General features: G+C 41.9%; 20 protein-coding genes and 1 pseudogene. 10 read left to right on the top strand and 11 right to left on the bottom strand.

The window, feature by feature from the left end; translation table 11 throughout:
* Positions 1-461 precede the first annotated feature (461 nt).
* Positions 462-1,091, top strand: a complete 630-nt coding sequence (locus N5909_RS05960) for an MBL fold metallo-hydrolase (protein WP_271630973.1) — start codon at positions 462-464, stop codon at positions 1,089-1,091.
* Between the two features lie 104 nt (positions 1,092-1,195).
* On the opposite strand, the gene N5909_RS05955 is transcribed toward N5909_RS05960, so the two are convergent.
* Together N5909_RS05955 and pepO are read right to left on the bottom strand one after the other, a co-directional pair.
* Positions 1,196-1,960, bottom strand: a complete 765-nt coding sequence (locus N5909_RS05955; protein ID WP_271630972.1) for a hypothetical protein — start codon at positions 1,958-1,960, stop codon at positions 1,196-1,198.
* A gap of 59 nt (positions 1,961-2,019) precedes the next feature.
* On the bottom strand, positions 2,020-3,912 hold the full coding sequence (gene pepO / locus N5909_RS05950; RefSeq protein WP_271630971.1) for an endopeptidase PepO: 1,893 nt from the start codon (positions 3,910-3,912) through the stop codon (positions 2,020-2,022).
* A gap of 179 nt (positions 3,913-4,091) precedes the next feature.
* Here pepO and N5909_RS05945 point away from each other — a divergent pair, with 179 nt between their 5' ends.
* From N5909_RS05945 to N5909_RS09760, 9 genes and pseudogenes are all read left to right on the top strand, one after another.
* On the top strand, positions 4,092-4,814 hold the full coding sequence (locus N5909_RS05945; protein WP_271630970.1) for a metal ABC transporter ATP-binding protein: 723 nt from the start codon (positions 4,092-4,094) through the stop codon (positions 4,812-4,814).
* Complete coding sequence (locus N5909_RS05940; protein WP_000559787.1) at positions 4,811-5,659, top strand: metal ABC transporter permease; 849 nt, start codon at positions 4,811-4,813, stop codon at positions 5,657-5,659. The genes N5909_RS05945 and N5909_RS05940 overlap by 4 nt, the downstream gene beginning before the upstream one ends.
* Before the next feature lie 31 nt (positions 5,660-5,690).
* Positions 5,691-6,620, top strand: a complete 930-nt coding sequence (gene psaA, locus N5909_RS05935) for a metal ABC transporter substrate-binding lipoprotein/adhesin PsaA (RefSeq protein ID WP_000733076.1) — start codon at positions 5,691-5,693, stop codon at positions 6,618-6,620.
* 122 nt (positions 6,621-6,742) lie between these two features.
* On the top strand, positions 6,743-7,237 hold the full coding sequence (gene tpx / locus N5909_RS05930; RefSeq protein ID WP_020902427.1) for a thiol peroxidase: 495 nt from the start codon (positions 6,743-6,745) through the stop codon (positions 7,235-7,237).
* 78 nt (positions 7,238-7,315) lie between these two features.
* Positions 7,316-7,966 carry a metal-dependent transcriptional regulator gene (locus N5909_RS05925; RefSeq protein ID WP_271630969.1) on the top strand — a complete coding sequence of 217 codons (651 nt, stop codon included), beginning with the start codon at positions 7,316-7,318 and terminating at the stop codon, positions 7,964-7,966.
* A gap of 119 nt (positions 7,967-8,085) precedes the next feature.
* Positions 8,086-8,796, top strand: coding sequence for a nicotinamide mononucleotide transporter (locus N5909_RS05920; RefSeq protein WP_271630968.1), 711 nt, complete (start codon positions 8,086-8,088; stop codon positions 8,794-8,796).
* Between the two features lie 119 nt (positions 8,797-8,915).
* On the top strand, positions 8,916-9,329 hold the full coding sequence (locus N5909_RS05915) for a hypothetical protein (RefSeq protein WP_271630967.1): 414 nt from the start codon (positions 8,916-8,918) through the stop codon (positions 9,327-9,329).
* 18 nt (positions 9,330-9,347) lie between these two features.
* Entirely contained in the window at positions 9,348-9,500 is a 153-nt protein-coding gene (locus N5909_RS05910; protein ID WP_271630966.1) for a hypothetical protein, read from the top strand.
* Positions 9,501-9,576: 76 nt separating this feature from the next.
* Positions 9,577-9,867 (top strand): annotated as a pseudogene (locus N5909_RS09760) (hypothetical protein); the annotation flags it as partial.
* A 38-nt stretch (positions 9,868-9,905) separates the two neighbouring features.
* Here the strand turns inward: N5909_RS09760 and dtd are convergent.
* The 9 genes from dtd to pnp all read right to left on the bottom strand — a co-directional run bounded on the left by dtd (position 9,906) and on the right by pnp (position 20,397).
* Positions 9,906-10,349 (bottom strand): D-aminoacyl-tRNA deacylase, encoded by a 444-nt coding sequence (gene dtd / locus N5909_RS05905; protein WP_020902423.1) that lies wholly within the window; start codon positions 10,347-10,349, stop codon positions 9,906-9,908.
* 29 nt (positions 10,350-10,378) lie between these two features.
* Entirely contained in the window at positions 10,379-12,601 is a 2,223-nt protein-coding gene (locus N5909_RS05900) for a RelA/SpoT family protein (RefSeq protein WP_049552186.1), read from the bottom strand.
* Between the two features lie 134 nt (positions 12,602-12,735).
* Positions 12,736-13,866 (bottom strand): ABC transporter ATP-binding protein, encoded by a 1,131-nt coding sequence (locus N5909_RS05895; RefSeq protein WP_000229953.1) that lies wholly within the window; start codon positions 13,864-13,866, stop codon positions 12,736-12,738.
* 112 nt (positions 13,867-13,978) lie between these two features.
* A complete protein-coding gene (locus N5909_RS05890; RefSeq protein ID WP_261020587.1) occupies positions 13,979-14,848 on the bottom strand; it encodes a PucR family transcriptional regulator in 870 nt (289 codons plus the stop codon).
* A gap of 3 nt (positions 14,849-14,851) precedes the next feature.
* Positions 14,852-15,238: a Mini-ribonuclease 3 gene (locus N5909_RS05885; protein ID WP_049492047.1), complete on the bottom strand. Its 387-nt coding sequence runs from the start codon at positions 15,236-15,238 to the stop codon at positions 14,852-14,854.
* Positions 15,231-16,574: a cysteine--tRNA ligase gene (gene cysS, locus N5909_RS05880; protein WP_033682190.1), complete on the bottom strand. Its 1,344-nt coding sequence runs from the start codon at positions 16,572-16,574 to the stop codon at positions 15,231-15,233. Before cysS ends, N5909_RS05885 begins: the two co-directional genes overlap by 8 nt.
* 80 nt (positions 16,575-16,654) lie before the next feature.
* A complete protein-coding gene (locus N5909_RS05875; protein WP_033682191.1) occupies positions 16,655-17,539 on the bottom strand; it encodes a GNAT family N-acetyltransferase in 885 nt (294 codons plus the stop codon).
* 11 nt (positions 17,540-17,550) lie between these two features.
* Positions 17,551-18,168, bottom strand: coding sequence for a serine O-acetyltransferase (gene cysE, locus N5909_RS05870; protein ID WP_033682192.1), 618 nt, complete (start codon positions 18,166-18,168; stop codon positions 17,551-17,553).
* Positions 18,169-18,183: 15 nt separating this feature from the next.
* Positions 18,184-20,397, bottom strand: a complete 2,214-nt coding sequence (gene pnp, locus N5909_RS05865; RefSeq protein ID WP_033682193.1) for a polyribonucleotide nucleotidyltransferase — start codon at positions 20,395-20,397, stop codon at positions 18,184-18,186.
* Positions 20,398-20,595 lie beyond the last annotated feature (198 nt).

Genomic DNA, 20,595 nt, shown 5'->3' with positions numbered 1-20,595 from the left:
TGATATCATATTTTCTAGTCTGTGGCAAATAAAATGATTTATTTTTTATTCTAAATTTAAAATAAATATTTTCCAAAAATACAACAATTTTCAGACTCTTTGAGTTGTAAAATAAGATGTTGCAATCTGTTATATGTCTCATACTCTATTTTTGTTAAAATAGTATATTGATTTAAATTAACCTTGCATGTATATTTTATTTTCTTTTTTACAAACTTTCTTCTAATAAAGAGTACAATTTACTTGTTTCATTAATTCACTCTCCAGCTCATTAGATTTATTTTAAATTCCAGTCAATTAAAAACTCTAGCTAGTTCATAACTCTAAAAATAGCTATCTTTATTTTAGACAGAATGAAATAGATAGCAAGGAACCTTCTATAAAGAAGAACTTTCTGTCTACTTTATTCTCCCTAACTATGCTATACTTAATTTAGTACATTCTTTGAGATTGGAGCTAATATGAAAATCCATAAAACTGTGAATCCTGTTGCCTATGAAAACACCTATTATTTAGAAGGCGAAAAACACCTCATCGTTGTCGATCCCGGTAGCCATTGGGAAGCCATTCGTCAAACCATCGAGAATATCAATAAACCGATTTGTGCTATTCTCTTGACCCACGCACACTATGATCATATCATGAGTCTGGACTTGATTCGCGAGACTTTTGGCAATCCTCCTGTCTATATCGCAGAGAGTGAAGCCAGCTGGCTCTATACTCCTGTCGATAATCTCTCTGGGCTTCCTCGCCACGATGATATGGCAGATGTGGTCGCAAAACCGGCTGAGCACACCTTTGTCTTTCATGAAGAATACCGACTAGAGGAATTTCGTTTCACTGTCTTGCCAACACCAGGTCACTCTATCGGTGGTGTTTCTATCGTCTTTCCTGATGCTCACCTAGTCTTAACAGGGGATGCTCTTTTCCGAGAAACAATCGGACGGACCGACCTTCCGACTGGTAGCATGGAGCAACTCCTTCAAAGTATCCAGACCCAACTCTTCACCCTGCCAAACTATGATGTCTATCCAGGACATGGTCCAGCTACTACTATTGCTCACGAAAAGACCTTCAATCCTTTTTTCTAGCTAGCAAAAAACCAAGGAATTTTTTATCCTTGGTTTTTGTGTACTGCTTCAATTCTCCATTCTTTGATTTTAGAATCTAGTCTAGTATTGAATTTCATCGAATACTAGTTGACTGGCTGAAATTCTTTCCATTCAAATTTAGCTAAATCAAGTTCATTAGAAGAAATCCCTAAGATTTGCTCTGGCTTTTGATCACTACCAATTTGAAAGATACCTTCTTTAACCTTCTGTACTCCGTCTTTATCAAAAGCATACAGACTTAAGTTCATTTCTGGACGTGTTGACTGCCAGTCTGCATATCTGACTTGACCATTTTCATAGATAACTAAACTTGAACGAAAACCACCTGCAGAAGCTACATAAGCTGTATGAAGCAACTTGGGTTGTTTATTCTCTAAATAGTAAATGGCCCCTATATATTTTTTATCTCCAATAATCAATTCATCCTGACCATCATTATTTAAATCAGCAAACACATAATGAAGACTAGCTGGTTTATCGTAGGTGCTTAGTGTAAAGATATAGCCATACTCTTCAGAAAAAATCTTGTTCTGTTTCAACTTTTCATACAAGGATTCTCGGTCACCACTACTTAAAAGTGCCTGATAGTGATTGTACCGCTCTATTACTTCCTTGTACAAATCTTTTCCTGTTTCGCTTTTCGTTTCCATTGTTGTTGACGGCGTTGCCATTGAAGAACTTGTACTAGTTTGGCTCTCTGACTTCGTAGAGCTTTCCTTCTGTTCCTCTTTGGTAGAAGATGATTGTGTTGCCGAAGGTTCTATTTTTTCATCTTTTTTGTTTGCACCACAAGATGCTAAAACAAAAACAGTAAGAATAGCTGAAAATATCATTAAAAATTTCTTCATATTAACCTCTCTAACCCATCCTATATAGATTTACGGATTTTAGTTTTAGATTCGATTCATTACCAAATAATCACGCGGTCTTCTGGTGAACGCCACATACCATCTCCTTCTTTGACATCATAGGTTGTAAAGAAATCATCGAAGTTTGGTACTTGCACATTGACACGTAGTTTGGCTGGAGCGTGCACATCGACACTAGCCAAAAGTTTCATAAATTCTGGACGACCTTTCATTCTCCAGATGCGACCGAAGTTGTAGAAGAATTCTTCTGCCGAGAAGTCTGGTTCTCTCTTGGCTGCTTCAAGCGCTGCAGCGATTCCTCCCAAATCAGCCACGTTCTCTGACACAGTCAATTTACCATTAATGGTTGCTCCATAAGAATCCTGTCCATCAAATTGGTCAATGACTTTTTGTGTTTTCTCCTTGAAGGCAGCATAGTCGCTCTCTGTCCACCAGTCCTTGAGGCTACCATTTTCATCAAAGGAAGCTCCGTTGGTATCAAAGGCGTGGGAAATTTCATGGGCAATAACCGCCCCAATACCACCGTAGTTAGCAGATGATGACTGATGCAAGTCATAGAAAGGAGCCTGTAAAATGGCCGCTGGAAAGACAATCAGGTTCTTCTGTGGATTGTAGTAGGCGTTGACCATATGAGCAGGCATGCCCCATTCCTTGTAGTCTACAGGCTGGTTCCACTTGCTCCAACTGTGCTTGATTTCCACACGCGCAAAGGCTAGAGCATTGTCAAAAAGACTAGCGTTTTCATCCACTACCTTGTCCTTGTAGCGTTCTGGTAATTCTTCTGGGTAACCAATATAAGGCTTGATGACATTGAGTTTGACGATGGCCTTGTCACGAGTTTCTGGAGTCAGCCAGTCATTTTTTGCCAAGCGTTCCTTATAGACATCAATCATGGTTGCCACTTTTTTCTCCACATCTGCCTTAGCTTCTGGAGAGAATTTTTCATGGGCATACCAGAGACCCAAGGCTTGTTTGAAAGGACCTTGTGCTAGCTGATAGGCTGCCTTGACCTTGTCTTTGGCCTCTGGAACTCCTGAAAGCGCACGGCTATAGGCACCTGACAAGACACGAATTTCTTCTGTTAAATAGCTGGTTGAGAGATTAACCACACTCAAAATCAAGGTTGCCTTGAGGAGAGGCCAGGCCTCTTCACTATAGAATTGATCTGCAGCTTGCCAGAAACGTTCCTCGTCTACGATAACCTTGTCTGGTACTTGTCCAAGAACTGCTTGGAAAAAGTCATCCAAGGGTAGGGCAGGCGCGAATTTCTTGAAATCATCATAAGAATATGGATGATAGAGTTTAGCATATTCTGAACTTTCTTCATTAGAAAGCACTACTGTTGCAATTCGGCGATCCAATTCAAGTCTTTTCTCTAGCAAGTCTTCAATTTCTTCATCAGAGAAATCATAAGCCTTGAGGAGATTTGCGCTGCTTTCTTTCCAAAGAGTCAAGAGCTCTTCGCGCTGAGGATGGTCTTCTGCATAGTAGGTCGTATCTGGCAGGATTGTGCTTGGAGCGCTAGCCCATAAAACATTGATTCTTGCATCCATAAAGTCTGGCGATACACCAAAAGGAAGAAAGTTAGGTTTTCCTGCAAGTTCAAACTCTGCTAGTCTAGCTGTAAAATCCGCAAAAGTCTCCAATTCTTGGAATTCTTTAAGGAGTGGTAAAACAGGTGTGATACCGTCAGCTTCTCTCTTATCAAAATCACGAACTAGACGGTGGTATTTGACAAAGTTTTCCAAGATAGCATCCTCAGGCACCTCTTCTCCTACCAACCACTTGTCTGTTGTCGCCAGCATCAGATCTTCAATTTCCTGGTCTAAATCAACAAAACCTCCAGTTTGAGACTTATCTGCTGGGATTTCAGCTGTCTTCTGCCATTCTCCATTGATTGCGTCATAAAAATCATCTTGATAACGTGTCATCTTGTTCTCGCTTTCATTTTTTAAGTTATTGCTAGCTTAACAAAAATTGCTTGGGAATGCAATTAAAAATGGACTTTCCTTTTTCATCATTTTTCAGTTATTATTTTAAATTTTTCAAAAATTAACTTGACTTAATTTTTTTTTTAAGGTATATTAAGAGTTAGGAGGAATACAAGTTTATGATACGTATCGAAAACCTCAGTGTCTCCTACAAAGAAACGTTGGCACTTAAGGATATTTCACTAGTGCTCCGAGGACCAACAATTACCGGAATCATTGGTCCAAACGGTGCCGGAAAATCAACATTATTAAAAGGTATGCTGGGAATTATCCCACATCAAGGTCAGGCATTTCTCGATGACAAGGAAGTTAAAAAATCCTTACACCGAATTGCCTATGTCGAACAAAAAATCAATATCGACTACAACTTTCCCATCAAGGTCAAGGAATGCGTCTCGCTAGGACTATTTCCCTCTATTCCTCTCTTTCGCAGTTTAAACTCTAAACATTGGAAAAAAGTGCAAGAAGCCCTTGAAATCGTCGGCCTAGCTGACTACGCTGAACGTCAAATCAGTCAACTGTCTGGAGGTCAATTTCAACGGGTTTTGATTGCCAGATGTTTGGTGCAGGAAGCCGACTATATCCTCTTGGATGAACCTTTTGTTGGGATCGATTCTGTCAGTGAGGAAATCATCATGAATACTCTGAGAGATCTGAAAAAAGCTGGCAAGACGGTTCTCATCGTCCACCATGACCTCAGCAAGGTTCCCCACTACTTCGATCAAGTCTTACTTGTCAATCGAGAAGTGATCGCCTTTGGTTCGACCAAAGAAACCTTTACCGAAGCCAATCTCAAAGAAGCTTACGGTAATCGACTCTTTTTCAATGGAGGTGACCTATGATTGCAGAATTTATCGATGGATTGCAAAAATTCCATTTCCTACAAAATGCCTTGATAACAGCTATTGTCGTCGGGGTCGTAGCTGGAGCTGTGGGATGTTTCATCATTCTACGCGGGATGTCACTCATGGGAGATGCTATTTCACATGCTGTCTTGCCAGGTGTAGCCCTCTCCTTCATCTTGGGCCTTGACTTCTTTATCGGAGCCATTGTCTTTGGATTGCTAGCTGCCATCATCATTACCTACATCAAGGGGAACTCGATTATCAAAAGCGATACCGCCATCGGCATTACCTTTTCTTCTTTCTTAGCCCTCGGTATCATCTTGATTAGTGTCGCTAAAAGTTCAACTGACCTTTTCCATATCCTTTTTGGTAATATCTTGGCCGTCCAAGATACGGATATGTTTATTACTATGGGTGTTGGGGCAGTCATTCTCTTGTTAATCTGGATTTTCTTCAAGCAACTCTTGATCACTTCCTTTGATGAACTCTTGGCTAAAGCCATGGGAATGCCTGTCAATTTCTATCACTACTTACTCATGGTACTTCTAACTCTCGTGTCTGTGACAGCCATGCAAAGTGTCGGAACTATCCTGATTGTAGCCATGCTGATTACCCCAGCTGCAACTGCTTATCTCTATGCTAATAGCCTGAAAAGCATGATTTTCCTTTCCTCAACCTTTGGAGCGACAGCTTCAGTTTTGGGGCTCTTTATCGGTTATAGCTTTAACGTTGCGGCAGGTTCTAGTATCGTGCTTACAGCCGCTAGTTTCTTTCTCATTAGCTTCTTTATCGCTCCAAAACAACGATATTTGAAACTGAAAAATAAACATTTGTTAAAATAAGGGGCAAAACCCCAATAAATTGGAGGATCTAATGAAAAAATTAGGTACATTACTCGTTCTCTTTCTTTCCGTCATTGCTCTTGTAGCATGTGCTAGCGGAAAAAAAGATGCAGCTTCTGGTCAAAAACTAAAAGTTGTTGCTACAAACTCAATCATCGCTGATATTACTAAAAATATTGCTGGTGACAAGATTGATCTTCACAGTATCGTTCCTGTTGGTCAAGACCCACACGAATACGAACCACTTCCTGAAGACGTTAAGAAAACGTCTCAAGCTGATTTGATTTTCTACAACGGTATCAACCTTGAGACAGGTGGCAATGCTTGGTTTACAAAATTGGTAGAAAATGCCAAGAAAACTGAAAACAAAGACTACTTTGCAGTCAGCGAAGGCGTTGATGTTATCTACCTTGAAGGCCAAAACGAAAAAGGCAAAGAAGACCCACACGCTTGGCTTAACCTTGAAAACGGTATGATCTTTGCTAAAAATATCGCAAAACAATTGAGCGCTAAAGACCCTAGCAACAAGGAATTCTACGAAAAAAATCTGAAAGAATATACTGATAAGCTAGACAAACTTGACAAGGAAGCTAAGGAGAAATTTAACAACATCCCTGCTGAGAAAAAACTCATTGTAACCAGCGAAGGATGCTTCAAATACTTCTCTAAAGCCTACGGTGTCCCAAGTGCCTATATCTGGGAAATCAATACTGAAGAAGAAGGAACTCCTGACCAAATCAAGACCTTGGTTGAAAAACTTCGCCAAACAAAAACTCCTTCCCTCTTTGTAGAATCAAGTGTGGATGATCGTCCGATGAAGACTGTTTCACAAGACACAAACATCCCAATCTACGCACAAATCTTTACTGACTCTATCGCAGAACAAGGTAAAGAAGGCGACAGCTACTACAACATGATGAAATACAACCTTGACAAGATTGCTGAAGGATTGGCAAAATAAGCCTCTGAAAAACGTCATTCTCACATGAGCTGGCGTTTTTTCTATACCCATATTTCCGGTCAAATCATTGGAAAATTCCGACTGTTTCAGCTAAAATGGAAGAAAAAAGATTGGAGTATCCTATGGTAACTTTTCTCGGAAATCCTGTAAGCTTTACAGGTAAACAACTACAAGTCGGCGACAAGGCACTTGATTTTTCACTCACTACAACAGACCTTTCTAAAAAATCTCTGGCTGATTTTGATGGAAAGAAAAAAGTCTTGAGTGTCGTGCCTTCTATCGATACAGGCATCTGCTCAACTCAAACGCGTCGTTTTAATGAAGAACTGGCTGGACTGGATAATACAGTTGTCTTGACTGTTTCAATGGACCTCCCTTTTGCCCAAAAACGTTGGTGCGGTGCTGAAGGTATTGAAAATGCCATCATGCTCTCAGACTATTTCGACCAGTCCTTTGGACGTGATTATGCCCTCTTAATCAATGAGTGGCACTTATTGGCACGCGCAGTCTTTGTCCTCGATACTGACAATACTATTCGCTACGTTGAATACGTGGACAATATCAACTCTGAACCAAACTTCGAAGCCGCAATTGCAGCTGCTAAAGAACTAAATTAGAAGCCATTGTGGCAGATAGCTAGAGAAATCTAGCTTTTTTTGATATACTAGATAAAGATATTAGACAAGAGGAAGCGAATGACCCCGAATAAAGAAGACTATCTAAAATGTATTTATGAAATTGGCATAGACCTGCATAAAATTACCAACAAGGAAATTGCTGCTCGTATGCAAGTCTCTCCCCCTGCCGTAACTGAAATGATTAAACGGATGAAAAGTGAAAATCTCATCCTCAAGGACAAGGAATGCGGTTATCTACTGACTGACATCGGCCTCAAACTGGTCTCTGAGCTCTATCGTAAGCATCGCTTGATTGAAGTTTTTCTAGTTCATCATTTAGACTATACGAGTGACCAGATTCACGAGGAAGCTGAGGTCTTGGAACATACTGTCTCTGACCTGTTCGTGGAAAGACTGGATAAACTACTAGGATTTCCCAAGACCTGTCCTCACGGAGGAACTATTCCTGCCAAGGGAGAACTCTTAGTTGAAATCAATAACCTGCCACTAGCTGACATCAAGGAAGCTGGCGCCTACCGCCTGACTCGTGTGCACGATAGTTTTGACATTCTCAATTATTTGGATAAGCACTCACTTCACATCGGTGACCCGCTCCAAGTCAAGCAGTTTGATGGCTTCAGTAACACCTTTACTATCCTTAGTAAAGACGAGGATTTACAAGTGAATATGGACATTGCAAAACAACTCTATGTCGAGAAAATCGACTAATTTCTCAAGTACCCTACCAACCCTGAAAATTTTATTTTCAGGGTTTTATTTCTAACATTTGATTTTACTCTCATTTAGTTGTAGAATGTTTGTAAAAAACAAGAAAGATAGTTTAAACTATGAAAAAATCACTAAAAATTTTTGCTACATCTAAATGGTTTGACCTCTTCGGGGTTACTTTGGTCGTTGGGATTGCGATTGCATCTGGTTACCTCAACTCACGCCTCGATAAATTCGTAGACTGGGGACCATGGACTGCCCTTGTCCCCTTTGGATTGATTTCCGTAACCAATGTTGGGATTTCCATGTTGTCCACTCGTTTCACCGGAAAATTAAGCAAATGGGGAAATTACTTTGGTATTGTTAATACCATTTTGTCCGGTGCTATTGATTATATCCTTGGAAATAAAGCAGCCATCATTACCTATCCTGTCACCTTCCTCATTTATACCTTTGCTATTAAGAAATGGGAAGCTTCGCAAGAAGGCAGACCCAACCAAATGAGCCAAAAACAGCTAAAATTGGCAGCCATCATCATTTCAATCATCGCCTTCCTCTTTGCCTTTGTGACCAACTATATCGGCTATGGGGGCAAGATGAATCTCCTTGCCTATGTAACAACCATTGCCTTTGCACTGTCTCTCATTGCCAATGCTTTTAACGCATTGAAACTAACAACTCAGTGGGGCTTTTGGTTGATTTACAATTTTGTTCAGCTGACAAAAGCTGGTATTCAAGGGAATTTTGCCAATATTGGAAAATACATCTTTTATATCCTCAATGCAATCGGAGCTTTATTTGTCTGGAATGATGAAGAGGTGGAACAATAAGAGGGAAATCAAATAAAGAAGTCTAACAGAATCTCCTTGCTAAAATTTTTTATCATTTTACTTGTAACTCCCATTCGTTTGGAGTAGAATGAAACTAGATAAAAGAAGGAGGTCTTGTCATGAAAAAACTCTTTAGAATCCATTTTGTAGCAATTGCAATCATTGATTTGCTACTATTTGCATTTTTTACCACTAGACCCGAGACTTCTTTTGAGTGGCTCTTGCTCTCTGGTTTTATTTTCATCCTTGCTCAGGGACTACTGCTATTTCGCTTGGTTGTCCGACTCAAACATCAATTCGCTGAGATTTATCCTCAAATCCATAAAAAGATTCACTTCTACTATTTAGGAGTGCTCTCCATTGATTTTCTATTTTTTGTCCTTTTAACCTTCGTTAGTTCTCATCGTTTTTCATCTCTTATGCCAATCATCACTGCTTGCCATTCTACTTTATATTATATGACAGCTGACTACCTAAGAGAAAACTATCCAGACTTTTATGACCAACACATCTCTTTATGGGAGTGTCTCTAAGGAAAAGGAGGGGTTATCATGAAAAAAATCATCTCCATCAAAACCATTCAACTCCTTATCATAGATGGAATTATGCTTGCATTTTTGACATTTAAAGGGGGGCTTACTTGGGACTGGATTTTGATTTATAGCGGTTGGCTTATACTCAATGAAAATCAAAGAGCAAACTAGGAAGCTAGCCGCAAGCTGTACTTGAGTACGGTAAGGCGACGCTGACGTGGTTTGAATTTGATTTTCGAAGAGTATTATTTTCTTTCATCCTGTACTATTGACCTATCTGTCTAATCAGCTTTGTGACCACTTTAGTCAACTCTATTCCCAGATTAGACCGAGATTCTGGCGCTTTGCCTTACAAATCCTCCTATGGGATAGCCTGATGATTCTCTCCTTGATATGTTTAAGTGGTATCCCACTTTTCCTCCAGGGAACTCTCCTAATCCTAGGACACCTCATCCCTTCCTATCACATAAGCCAAAGTTTGAAAAGAGACTTCCCCAAGGCCTATCAGGAACAGATTTCATTTTGGAGTATTTTATGATAGATGAGAAAAACCAAGCCGGCCGGGCTTGGTCTTTCTTATCTATTTTTAGTATCAAGAATAATGGTAACTGGTCCATCATTAACCAGCTCAACCTGCATGTCCGCACCAAAGATACCTGTCTGAACGGGCACTTCCTGCGCTAATTTTTGATTGAAAGCATCATAGAAGTCTGAGGCCATATCAGGCTTGGCTGCACCTGTAAAAGCTGGACGATTGCCTTTCTTAGTATCTGCAAAGAGAGTAAACTGAGAAATAGAGAGGATTTCTCCTTCAATATCTTTGACAGACAGGTTCATCTTGCCTTCTGCATCTGAAAAAATCCGCATGTTGACAAGCTTTCTCACAGCGTAGTCCAAATCTTCCTCTTGGTCCTCTGGCCCAACACCAACCAGCAATAAAAGCCCCTGATTGATTTTTCCATGAAGCTGACCTTCGATACTCACTTGGGCTTTTTTAACCCGTTGGATAATGATTTTCATAATAGCCTTTCTAGTAAGAACTAGGACAATTAGCCGTTGGTCCGTTTGACAGAATAGACTTCTGGCACGCTCTTAATTTTATCTACAACCGTAGTCAGCGTCGAGAGATTAGCAATGCCAAAGGATACATGGATATTAGCAAACTTCATATCCTTGGTTGGTTGGGCGTTTACTGTTGAGATATTCTTAGTTGTGTTTGAAAGAACTTGAAGAACATCGTTTAAAAGTCCTGTACGGTTGAGGCCATAAATATCGATATGGGCCATATACTCCTTATTTGAGCTAGAGTACTGGTCTTCCCATTCCACATCAAGGAGACGTTGCTCGTAGTTTTCTTGGGCACGCAGGTTCATACAGTCCACACGGTGAATAGCCACACCACGCCCTTTAGTGATATAGCCGACGATGTCATCACCAGGAACAGGATTACAACACTTAGCAATCCGTACTAGGAGACCTGATGCACCTTCAATAACCACACCCCCCTCATGCTTGACCTTGAGGGTTTCTTTATTTTCAACCTTGATCTCGCCACCTTTGACAAGTTCCTCTGCTTCCGCCTTGGCCTTGGCACGCTCTTCCTCACGGCGTTCCTTTTCAGTCAGACGGTTAAAGACGGTAATAGCACCGATTTCTCCAAAACCAATAGCCGCAAAGAGGGATTCTTCTGTCTTGTAACTGGTCTTTTGCAGAACTTGGTCCATGTGACGCTTGTCCATGAATTTATTGGCCACATAGCCGTTTTCTTGGAACTGAGCCATCAGCATCTCACGACCCTTGTTGACAGACAATTCCTTATCTTGGTTTTTAAAGAACTGGCGAATCTTGTTACGAGCCTTGCTGGTCTTAACCATATTGAGCCAGTCACGGCTAGGTCCAAAAGAGTTCGGGTTGGTGACAATTTCAACCTGATCCCCTGTCTTGAGCTTGGTTGTCAAAGGAACCATACGACCATTGACCTTGGCACCAGTTGCTTTTTCCCCGACTTTTGTATGAATTTCGTAGGCAAAGTCAATCGGTCCTGAATCTTTTGGAAGGGAACGAACAGCTCCATCTGGGGTAAAGACGTAAATCTCCTCAGCCAGATAGTTTTCCTTAACTGAATCGACAAATTCCTTGGCATCATCAGCCTGGTCTTGAAGTTCCATCATCTCCTTGATCCAGTTCATCCCAATAGCAGATTCCTTGCTGTTAACCTGCCCCTTAATGCCTTTCTTATAAGCCCAGTGAGCCGCAACCCCGTACTCAGCGACCTCGTGCATTTCCTTGGTCCGAATCTGGAATTCAATCGGCCCTTTTGGCCCATAGACAGTCGTATGGATAGACTGATAACCATTGGCCTTGCGGTTAGCGATATAGTCTTTGAAACGACCTGGCATTGGTTTCCAAAGCTCATGTACATAACCAAGCATGGCATAAACATCACTTTGGGTATCTAAAATACAGCGAATGGCAATCAGGTCATAGATTTCCTCAAAACGTTTTCTCTTATCCTGCATTTTGCGGAAAATCGAGTAAATATGCTTAGGACGACCGTAAATCTTCCCTTTCAAGTGACGATCCGTCGTATATTCCTCTAATTTTGTAACTACCTCATCCACCAAGGCTTCACGCTCTCTGCGTTTTTCCTTCATCATATGGGTAATCTTGTAAAACTCCGTTGGATTAAGATAACGGAAAGATAGGTCTTCCAATTCCCATTTAACGCTAGAAATCCCCAGACGGTGGGCAAGCGGCGCATAGATTTCCATAGTTTCTTTGGAAATACGCTCCTGCTTGTCTTTTCGAAGATGTTTCAGGGTCCGCATATTGTGTAAGCGGTCAGACAGTTTAACCAAGATAACGCGGATGTCCTCAGACATGGCCATGAGCATCTTGCGATGATTTTCAGCCAACTGCTCCTCGATTGATTTGTACTCGACCTTACCAAGCTTGGTAACCCCATCAACGATTACCCGCACGTCAGGGCCAAACTCTCTTTCCAAATCATCCAGAGTCGCTTCTGTATCTTCTACCACGTCATGCAAGAAACCACAAGCTACCGTTACAGCATCCAGCTTGAGCTTAGCTAAAATACCTGCCACTTGGATGGGGTGAATAATATAAGGCTCACCTGATTTGCGGTATTGACCACTATGGCATTCCACCGCGTAGACCAAGGCCTTATGGACAAAATGGACATCCTCTTCCGTTAAATATTCTTTGGTTAAAGCGACAACTTCTTCGCCTGTTAAATTCACTTCTTTCGGCATCTCTACTCTCCAATTCTTCCTACCATTTTATCACTTTTTTAAGAATATGAAAACTAGAAAATTCCCTCTCAATCAATCCACATCTCAAAAAACACTACCAGATTTCTCTAGCAGTGTTTTAAGTTTCTTTTATCTTAGTAAACCGTTCTTTCAGTTTCTACATCGAAGAAGTGTGCTTTGTTCAAGTCAAATCCAAGTTCAACTGTTGCACCTGTTTGCAAGTAGTCACGAGCATCAACTTTGGCAACAAATTCATCTTTACCAACTTGGCAGTAAAGGTGAGATTCTGAACCAAGCAATTCTGATACTGAGATAGTAGCTTTGACAACTGATTCTGGGAATGTTTCAAGGAAAGCAGGTTCTGCATTCACGTCTTCTGGACGGATACCGAAGATCAATTCTTTACCTTCGTAGCCTTTTTCACGAAGAACTTTCAATGCGCCTTCTGGAACTTTCAAACGGAAACCGTCAGAAACAATTTCGCTACCAACCAATTTCACATTGATGAAGTTCATAGCTGGACTTCCGATGAAGCCTGCTACGAATTTATTAACTGGGTTTTTGTAAACTTCTTGAGGAGTACCGATTTGTTCTACACGTCCGATAGTACCTGTACCAGCAGGGTTTTTAGTTGCTGACATGATAACGATACGGTCTGCCAGTGTCATCGCTTCTGTTTGGTCGTGAGTTACGTAGATAGTTGTAGCTCCGATACGACGGTGGATTTTCGCAATTTCAGCACGCATTGATACACGAAGTTTGGCATCCAAGTTTGACAAAGGTTCGTCCATCAAGAACACTTTTGCATCACGGACGATTGCACGACCCATGGCAACACGTTGACGTTGACCACCTGAAAGGTCAGCAGGTTTACGTTCCAAGAATTCTTTCAATCCAAGGATTTCAGCTGCTTCTTGCACACGTTTGTCGATGTCTTCTTTGCTGTATTTACGCAATTTCAAACCGAAAGCCATGTTGTCATAAACAGTCATGTGTGGGTAAAGAGCGTAGTTTTGGAATACCATGGCGATGTCACGGTCTTTTGGAGCTACGTCGTTGACAACCACGCCATCGATAGATGCAGTACCTTCTGTGATATCTTCAAGACCAGCAATCATACGAAGAGTTGTTGATTTACCACATCCTGAAGGACCTACGAAAACGATAAATTCTTTGTCTTTAATGTCCAAGTTGAAGTCTTCAACTGAATAGTGTTCGCTATTTGGATATTTTTTGTAAATATTTTTAAGATTCAATTCTACCATGAGGTGAACTCCTTTTATCTTTTGATAGTTTTATTATAGATGAAAACGCTTTACTTTTCTATGGCAAGGTGACCAAAAAAATAAAAAAGTTCTGTGCAACTTGCACAAAACTTTAGAGAATATCTGGTAAAATCAATTGATAACACAGAGTAAGGTCGGTCAATTCCTTCAACTGAAGCCCTGTCAATTCTTCCCATTTATCAATCTTGTATTGAAGAGAATTACGGTGCAGATAGAGTTGCTGGGCTGTTTTTGTTAGAACAGCACTATTTTCCCAAAGAGAGAGAATGATTTCCTGAATCTGATCCTGGTCCAAAATCATCTGCTGCAAGCATTCCTTGATTGCTCTCAGGTTCACAAGTCTGTCCCCCATACTCCAAAGATAGAGTTGTGAAAAAGTGTGAACACCTTGGTGACCCTGACGCCACCAAGTCTTAAACAAATCCCGCTCCGCTTTAATCAAGTCTGATAGGGCTTGATGTCCTGTCTGAGACCAAATCTGGCCCAACATGATAGAGAGACGCAATCCAAAGTCATACTCAACCGCTTCAATCGTATCACTTAAAATAGCTCGTACAGAGGTGTATTTGTCTTGTTGAAGTACGAAAACATAGTCCTGAGCTCCGACCTGTAGCACTGTCTGACAGTTCGGAAAAAGAGTCCTCATCATATCTAACCAAGAAGCCAGATTTTCCTGCTGAAAATAAGAAAGATGACAATAAACCAACTGAATTTTTTTAAAAGCTTGCGGTGCCTGACCCTTCCCCTCAATTATATAAGCGTACCAAGGATTGGATGAAGTTGCTTCTTCCTCTTGAGTCAAAAGGGAAATCAACTGCTTTTCACGCTCACTGAGCCCAGCTTCCTCCAGCAAAATCCACTGCTGAGAAGCTAAAGGGAAAGTGAGATAGCCCTCTTTCTCTACTGGTTGGTCTGAAATCTGAGCTTCAGGAAACCAGTCTTGTAGTTCTTTTGCCATCATGTCCTAGCCCTCCACTTTTTGGATGCACCACGAAATCAAGCTCTCAAGACGTTCCAGATTTTCAGTCATATGGAGATAGCCCATGACTGCTTCAAAACCTGTAGACATACGGTAAGTCACCACATCAGCATTTTTGGCCTTGGTGTGACTATTGGTATTGCGACCACGTTTGTAGATTTCTTCTTCTTTTTCCGTCAGGACTTGCTCCTCTAACATGAGGGAAATCAGGCGAGCCTGAGCTTTGGCTGAGACATACTTGGTCGCCTCTTGGTGGAGTTTATTGGGTTTGGTTATGCCTTTAAGAATGAGGTGGCGGCGAATATACATGGAATACACCGCGTCCCCCTCAAAAGCTAACGCAATCCCGTTAATGAGATTGACATCAATCACGTGTCCACCTCACTCCATCTTTGGTGTCAAGGAGCTTAATCCCTTGAGCAGCCAATTGGTCACGGATCTGGTCCGCTGTCGCAAAGTCCCGATTGGCACGCGCTTCTTGGCGTTTTTGGATTAAGGCTTCAATCTCTGCATCCAATACTTCCTCAACAAAGACAATCCCAAAGACTTCCAACATATCTGCAAGAGCTTGCTTGACAGCTGCATCATAGTTGCCTGAATTGATCCATTTGGCCATTTCAAAGACAACTGTGATACCGTTGGCAGCGTTAAAATCTTCATCCATAGCCGCTACAAACTTATCTTTAAAGGCTTGTAACTCTTGAGCATCTACAGTTCCCGTAAATGGTTGTTCGTAAGTATTCTTCAGATACTTGAGATTAGTCTCTGCATCCCGCACCGCTTTTTCCGTAAAGTTGATAGGCTTTCGGTAGTGTTGAGTCGCAAAGAAGAAACGAAGTACTTGCCCATCAAGTGTTTTAAGAGCGTCGTGAACTGTAATAAAGTTACCCAAGGACTTGGACATCTTGACATTATCAATATTGACAAAACCGTTGTGCATCCAGTAGTTGGCAAAGGTTTTACCTGTTTTGGCTTCTGACTGGGCAATTTCGTTGGTATGATGTGGAAACTCTAGGTCGGCTCCGCCACCGTGGATATCAATGGTATCGCCCAAAATCTCTGTTGACATAACCGAACACTCGATATGCCAGCCCGGACGACCAGGTCCCCAAGGGCTATCCCAAGAAATCTCTCCTGATTTGGCAGATTTCCAGAGGGCAAAGTCCACAGGATTTTCCTTACGAGCCGTTTCTTCATCGGTACGACCTGAAGCACCCAGCTCCAAATCTTCCAAGGTTTTATTGGCCAATTTAGCATAGTTGTGGGTTTTTTCAACACGGAAGTAAACATCCCCTTGGCTCTCATAGGCAAAACCTTTTTCAATCAAGTCTTCCACAAAGCGGATGATATCCGCCATAAACTCCACTACACGCGGATGGCGAGTCGCAGGTTTGACACCCAAGGCCGTCACATCCTCACGAAAGGCAGCGATGTACTTGTCCGCAACCTCCTGAGGCGTTATACCTTCTTCCTTGGCACGATTGATAATCTTATCATCCACATCCGTAAAATTGGAAATATAGGCAACCTCATAACCACGGTATTCAAAATAGCGACGAATCGTATCAAAAGCTACCGTCGAACGGGCATTCCCCACGTGGATATAGTTATACACGGTTGGCCCACAAACATACATCTTGACTTTGCCGTCCTCAATCGGGACAAACTCTCGCAAATCACGAGACATAGTGTCATAGATTTTAATCATAAATCATAGTCAGGAAATCCAAAATCCAAGAACAATTAGTAAATCACTAAGAGTTCAATTGAATTTCAGTCCGAATCTCTCTACACTTCGGAATCCCTTGCTCCTTTCTCATTCAGATAAACCACCTGAGTCTGTTTGACAAAGCCAATTTTTTCATACAAACGTTTGGCACCTACATTACTATCTTCCACGGCAATCTGAAATTCCTTATCATTTTGCTCAATCAGTTGGTTGACTAGAGATTTTGCTAAGTAGCTTCCATAGCCTTTCCCACGTTCAAGTTCTGATATTGCTAAACCGTAGAAGTAATTCGTATTAGTCGATAAATCTACCGTGCAAGTCCCAATAACCTGACCGTCTTTTAACAAAATATATAGGCGGCTTTCTGGATCTTTCAGAGCTTCAGCGACATATCTATCCACAATCTCTCTAGACTCATGTTCCTCTGAGAATGCCTGAAATTTTAACTGACTGATTTGCTCCTGATACGAACTATCTGCTAACAAAACTTCAAGATTGGAAAGCTTTTCTAACGGATAAGGTCTTCTATCCTTACCTAACCAGGTTTCTGTATCCTCGTCCTCGACCAATCCCCAATTGCTGACAAAATCAGGATGGCGGTCTAGAAAAACACGCTCTGTCTGAAAAGTCACAGACTCAATTGGATAAGATGCCGTTTCTTTCTCAAAACTTCTATACAAAGCCCGCGCAATTCCCTGACGGCGATGATCTGGATGAACCAGTATCGTCACTTCCACATCTTGGTCATCTGCATAGACAGTTAATAAACCAACAAGTTCGCCTTTTTCATAATAAAGGAAAAAGGCGGGCATGTTTGGGTCAAAATTAAGCATGTTAGAGAGATAGGGATCACGATAGGTACCGTCATAGTTTTGGCAACAGTTAATTAGTTTTTTCGCCTCAGATAACTCCTCTTGGCTTAACTTGTTTCTTGCTTGAATCATATAGCTATCCTCTACAAACCAGACGATCTGTGACTGGCTTCTTTAGCCTGCTCGAGTTTATTGACGTAGTACTCTCGTTTTTCTTCGACTTCGTGAATGACCGGCTCATCCTTCTTACCATGTACACGGACAATCTTGGCAGGAATACCGACCACTGTCACATCACTAGGTACGTCTGCCACGACAACTGCTGCAGCACCGACCTTGGCATTTTCACCGATTTCCACTGGACCGATAACTTGGGCATGAGCGGATATCAGAGCTCCCTTTCGAACGGTCGGATGGCGTTTGCCAACATCCTTCCCTGTTCCACCAAGAGTCACTCCGTGATAAAGGAGAACACCTTGTTCAACAATCGCTGTTTCCCCAATCACCAAGCCAGAACCATGGTCGATAAAGACACCTGAATCAATCTGGGCACCTGGATGAATCTCAATCTGAGTCCAAAAGCGCCAAAACTGACTGTGCATACGAGCCAAGAGTTTGAAGCCATGCTTCCAGAGAAAATGCGAGAGACGGTGGGCCGCCAAGGCCTTGACACCTGGATAAGTCAGCAAAACCTCCAAAGTGGTGCGGGCCGCTGGATCATTTTCTTTTACGATATCAATGGTTTCGCGCCACCATCCCATACATTTCTCCTTTTCTTATTCTGAATCTTTTGGTGTTTCTGTAAATTCTTTCTTAGGTTTGTGGTCCTTGTGATGACGTGGGCGGTGAGGTCTCTCAGACTTTTCGCCTTTTTCATCACGTTCAGGTTTTGGAGGACGAGGAAGAAGGGCTTTCATAGAAGCATCCACACGTCCTTTTTCATCAATCTTAATAACCTTAACATCAACTTCATCCCCGATTGCTACCAAGTCTTCGACATTATTGGTACGAGTCCAAGCCATCTCAGAGATATGAACAAGGGCATCTGTCTTATCAAAGAGGTTAACAAAGGCACCAAATTTCTCGATACGAACGACTTTAGCACGGTAAACTTCGTCCACCTTAGCTTCACGAACCAAACCAGCAATGATTTCTTTGGCACGGTTAATAGCATCTTGGTCACTAGAGTAGATAGACACATTTCCTTCTTCGTCGATATCGATCTTAACGCCTGTTTCAGCGATAATCTTGTCGATGGTTTCTCCACCCTTACCGATGACAATCTTGATCTTGTCCACATCGATCTTGATGGTATCAATTTTCGGAGCAGTTGGAGCCAATTCTGGACGAACTTCTGGAATGGTTGCTTCAATCACATCAAGGATTTCAAAACGCGCTTTCTTGGCTTGGGCAAGGGCTTCAGTCAAGATTTCTGCAGTGATCCCTTGAATCTTGATATCCATTTGAAGGGCTGTAATTCCGTCACGAGTTCCTGCAACCTTGAAGTCCATGTCTCCAAAGTGGTCTTCCAAACCTTGGATATCTGTCAAGACTGTATAGTTGTTTCCATCTGAGATAAGTCCCATGGCAATACCAGCCACTGGCGCCTTGATTGGCACACCACCAGCCATAAGGGCAAGAGTTCCAGCACAGATAGAAGCCTGAGATGAAGAACCATTTGATTCCAAGACCTCAGCTACCAAACGGATAGCGTATGGGAATTCTTCCAAACTTGGCAAGACTTGAGCAAGAGCACGCTCACCGAGAGCCCCGTGACCAATTTCACGACGACCAGGTGCACCGTAACGACCAGTTTCCCCTACAGAGTATTGTGGGAAGTTATAGTGGTGCATAAAGCGTTTCTTGTACTCTGGATCCAAACCATCAATGATTTGAGTTTCTCCCATCGGAGCCAAGGTCAAAACTGAAAGAGCCTGAGTTTGTCCACGAGTAAAGAGACCTGAACCGTGCACACGAGGAAGGAAGTCAACAACCGCATCCAAAGGACGGATTTCATCGACCTTACGGCCGTCAGGACGAACCTTGTCTTCTGTGATCAAACGGCGCACTTCAGCGTGTTCCATTTGTTCCAAGATTTCAGCCACATCACGCATAATACGGTCAAATTCTTCATGGTCCGCATATTTTTCTTCGTAAACGGCAGTAACTTGGTCCTTAACTGCTTGAGTTGCAGCTTCACGGGCCAATTTTTCTTCTACTTGAACCGCTTTTTGGAGGTCGCTGTTATAGGCTGCGATGATTTCAGCTTGCAAGTCAGCATCCACATGAAGCAATTCTACCTCTGCTTTTTCCTTACCGACAGCAGCAACAATTTCTTCTTGGAAGGCAATCAATTCTTTGACCGCTTCGTGCCCTTTAAGAAGGGCTTCCAACATGATCTCTTCTGATAATTCTTTAGCACCAGATTCTACCATGTTGATGGCATGCTTAGTACCTGCTACTGTCAATTCAAGCAGCGATTGCTCTGCTTGTTCTTGACTTGGGTTGATGATAATTTGACCATCTACATAGCCCACTTGTACCCCAGCGATTGGGCCGTCAAATGGAATATCTGATATAGAAAGCGCCAAGGATGAACCAAACATAGCTGCCATAGGTGCAGATGCATTTTCATCGTAAGAAAGTACAGTGTTAATCACTTGCACTTCATTACGGAAACCTTCTGCGAACATAGGACGGATTGGACGGTCAATCAAACGCGCTGTTAAAGTCGCATCCGTTGAAGGACGTCCTTCACGTTTCATAAAGCCACCAGGAAACTTCCCAGCCGCATACATTTTTTCTTCATAGTTGACTTGAAGAGGGAAGAAATCCCCAGTTGCCATCTTCTTAGACATAACGGCAGCAGTCAAGACCGTTGACTCACCGTAACGAACGACAACAGAGCCATTTGCTTGCTTAGCAACCTGACCAGTCTCTACAATTAACTCACGACCCGCAAAAGTCGTTTGAAACACTTGTTTTGTCATTTTAATCCCCTTTGGATTGATGAAATTATACGCCTTGCCTACAAAAATCAAGATACTAAGCCGTAAAGCAACTCAAAGGAAAATAGGAAATCGAACGACGGAGCGACTGCTCCTAGGTAGATTTATCTTTTTCCACAGAGTTGTAGGCGTGTTCAGTTACACAAGATACCAAGGACGTCAGAAGCAAAGTAAAAATAG

It is taken from the genome of Streptococcus gwangjuensis (genome assembly GCF_028156745.1).
In the GTDB taxonomy this organism is placed as follows: Bacteria; Bacillota; Bacilli; order Lactobacillales; family Streptococcaceae; genus Streptococcus; species Streptococcus gwangjuense_A.
This window is presented reverse-complemented; position numbering and strand designations above follow the sequence as displayed.

Bases quoted from the DNA above. Each gene is read 5' to 3' on its own strand.
- N5909_RS05875 (WP_033682191.1), bottom strand. From the start codon at position 17,539: ATGATTCAAGCAAGAAACAAGTTAAGCCAAGAGGAGTTATCTGAGGCG.
- N5909_RS05915 (WP_271630967.1), top strand. From the start codon at position 8,916: ATGAAAAAACTCTTTAGAATCCATTTTGTAGCAATTGCAATCATTGAT.
- tpx (WP_020902427.1), top strand. From the start codon at position 6,743: ATGGTAACTTTTCTCGGAAATCCTGTAAGCTTTACAGGTAAACAACTA.
- N5909_RS05910 (WP_271630966.1), top strand. From the start codon at position 9,348: ATGAAAAAAATCATCTCCATCAAAACCATTCAACTCCTTATCATAGAT.
- cysS (WP_033682190.1), bottom strand. From the start codon at position 16,574: ATGATTAAAATCTATGACACTATGTCTCGTGATTTGCGAGAGTTTGTC.
- N5909_RS05940 (WP_000559787.1), top strand. From the start codon at position 4,811: ATGATTGCAGAATTTATCGATGGATTGCAAAAATTCCATTTCCTACAA.
- dtd (WP_020902423.1), bottom strand. From the start codon at position 10,349: ATGAAAATCATTATCCAACGGGTTAAAAAAGCCCAAGTGAGTATCGAA.
- N5909_RS05955 (WP_271630972.1), bottom strand. From the start codon at position 1,960: ATGAAGAAATTTTTAATGATATTTTCAGCTATTCTTACTGTTTTTGTT.
- psaA (WP_000733076.1), top strand. From the start codon at position 5,691: ATGAAAAAATTAGGTACATTACTCGTTCTCTTTCTTTCCGTCATTGCT.
- cysE (WP_033682192.1), bottom strand. From the start codon at position 18,168: ATGGGATGGTGGCGCGAAACCATTGATATCGTAAAAGAAAATGATCCA.
- N5909_RS05960 (WP_271630973.1), top strand. From the start codon at position 462: ATGAAAATCCATAAAACTGTGAATCCTGTTGCCTATGAAAACACCTAT.
- pepO (WP_271630971.1), bottom strand. From the start codon at position 3,912: ATGACACGTTATCAAGATGATTTTTATGACGCAATCAATGGAGAATGG.
- N5909_RS05900 (WP_049552186.1), bottom strand. From the start codon at position 12,601: ATGCCGAAAGAAGTGAATTTAACAGGCGAAGAAGTTGTCGCTTTAACC.
- pnp (WP_033682193.1), bottom strand. From the start codon at position 20,397: ATGACAAAACAAGTGTTTCAAACGACTTTTGCGGGTCGTGAGTTAATT.
- N5909_RS05920 (WP_271630968.1), top strand. From the start codon at position 8,086: ATGAAAAAATCACTAAAAATTTTTGCTACATCTAAATGGTTTGACCTC.
- N5909_RS05895 (WP_000229953.1), bottom strand. From the start codon at position 13,866: ATGGTAGAATTGAATCTTAAAAATATTTACAAAAAATATCCAAATAGC.
- N5909_RS05890 (WP_261020587.1), bottom strand. From the start codon at position 14,848: ATGATGGCAAAAGAACTACAAGACTGGTTTCCTGAAGCTCAGATTTCA.
- N5909_RS05945 (WP_271630970.1), top strand. From the start codon at position 4,092: ATGATACGTATCGAAAACCTCAGTGTCTCCTACAAAGAAACGTTGGCA.
- N5909_RS05925 (WP_271630969.1), top strand. From the start codon at position 7,316: ATGACCCCGAATAAAGAAGACTATCTAAAATGTATTTATGAAATTGGC.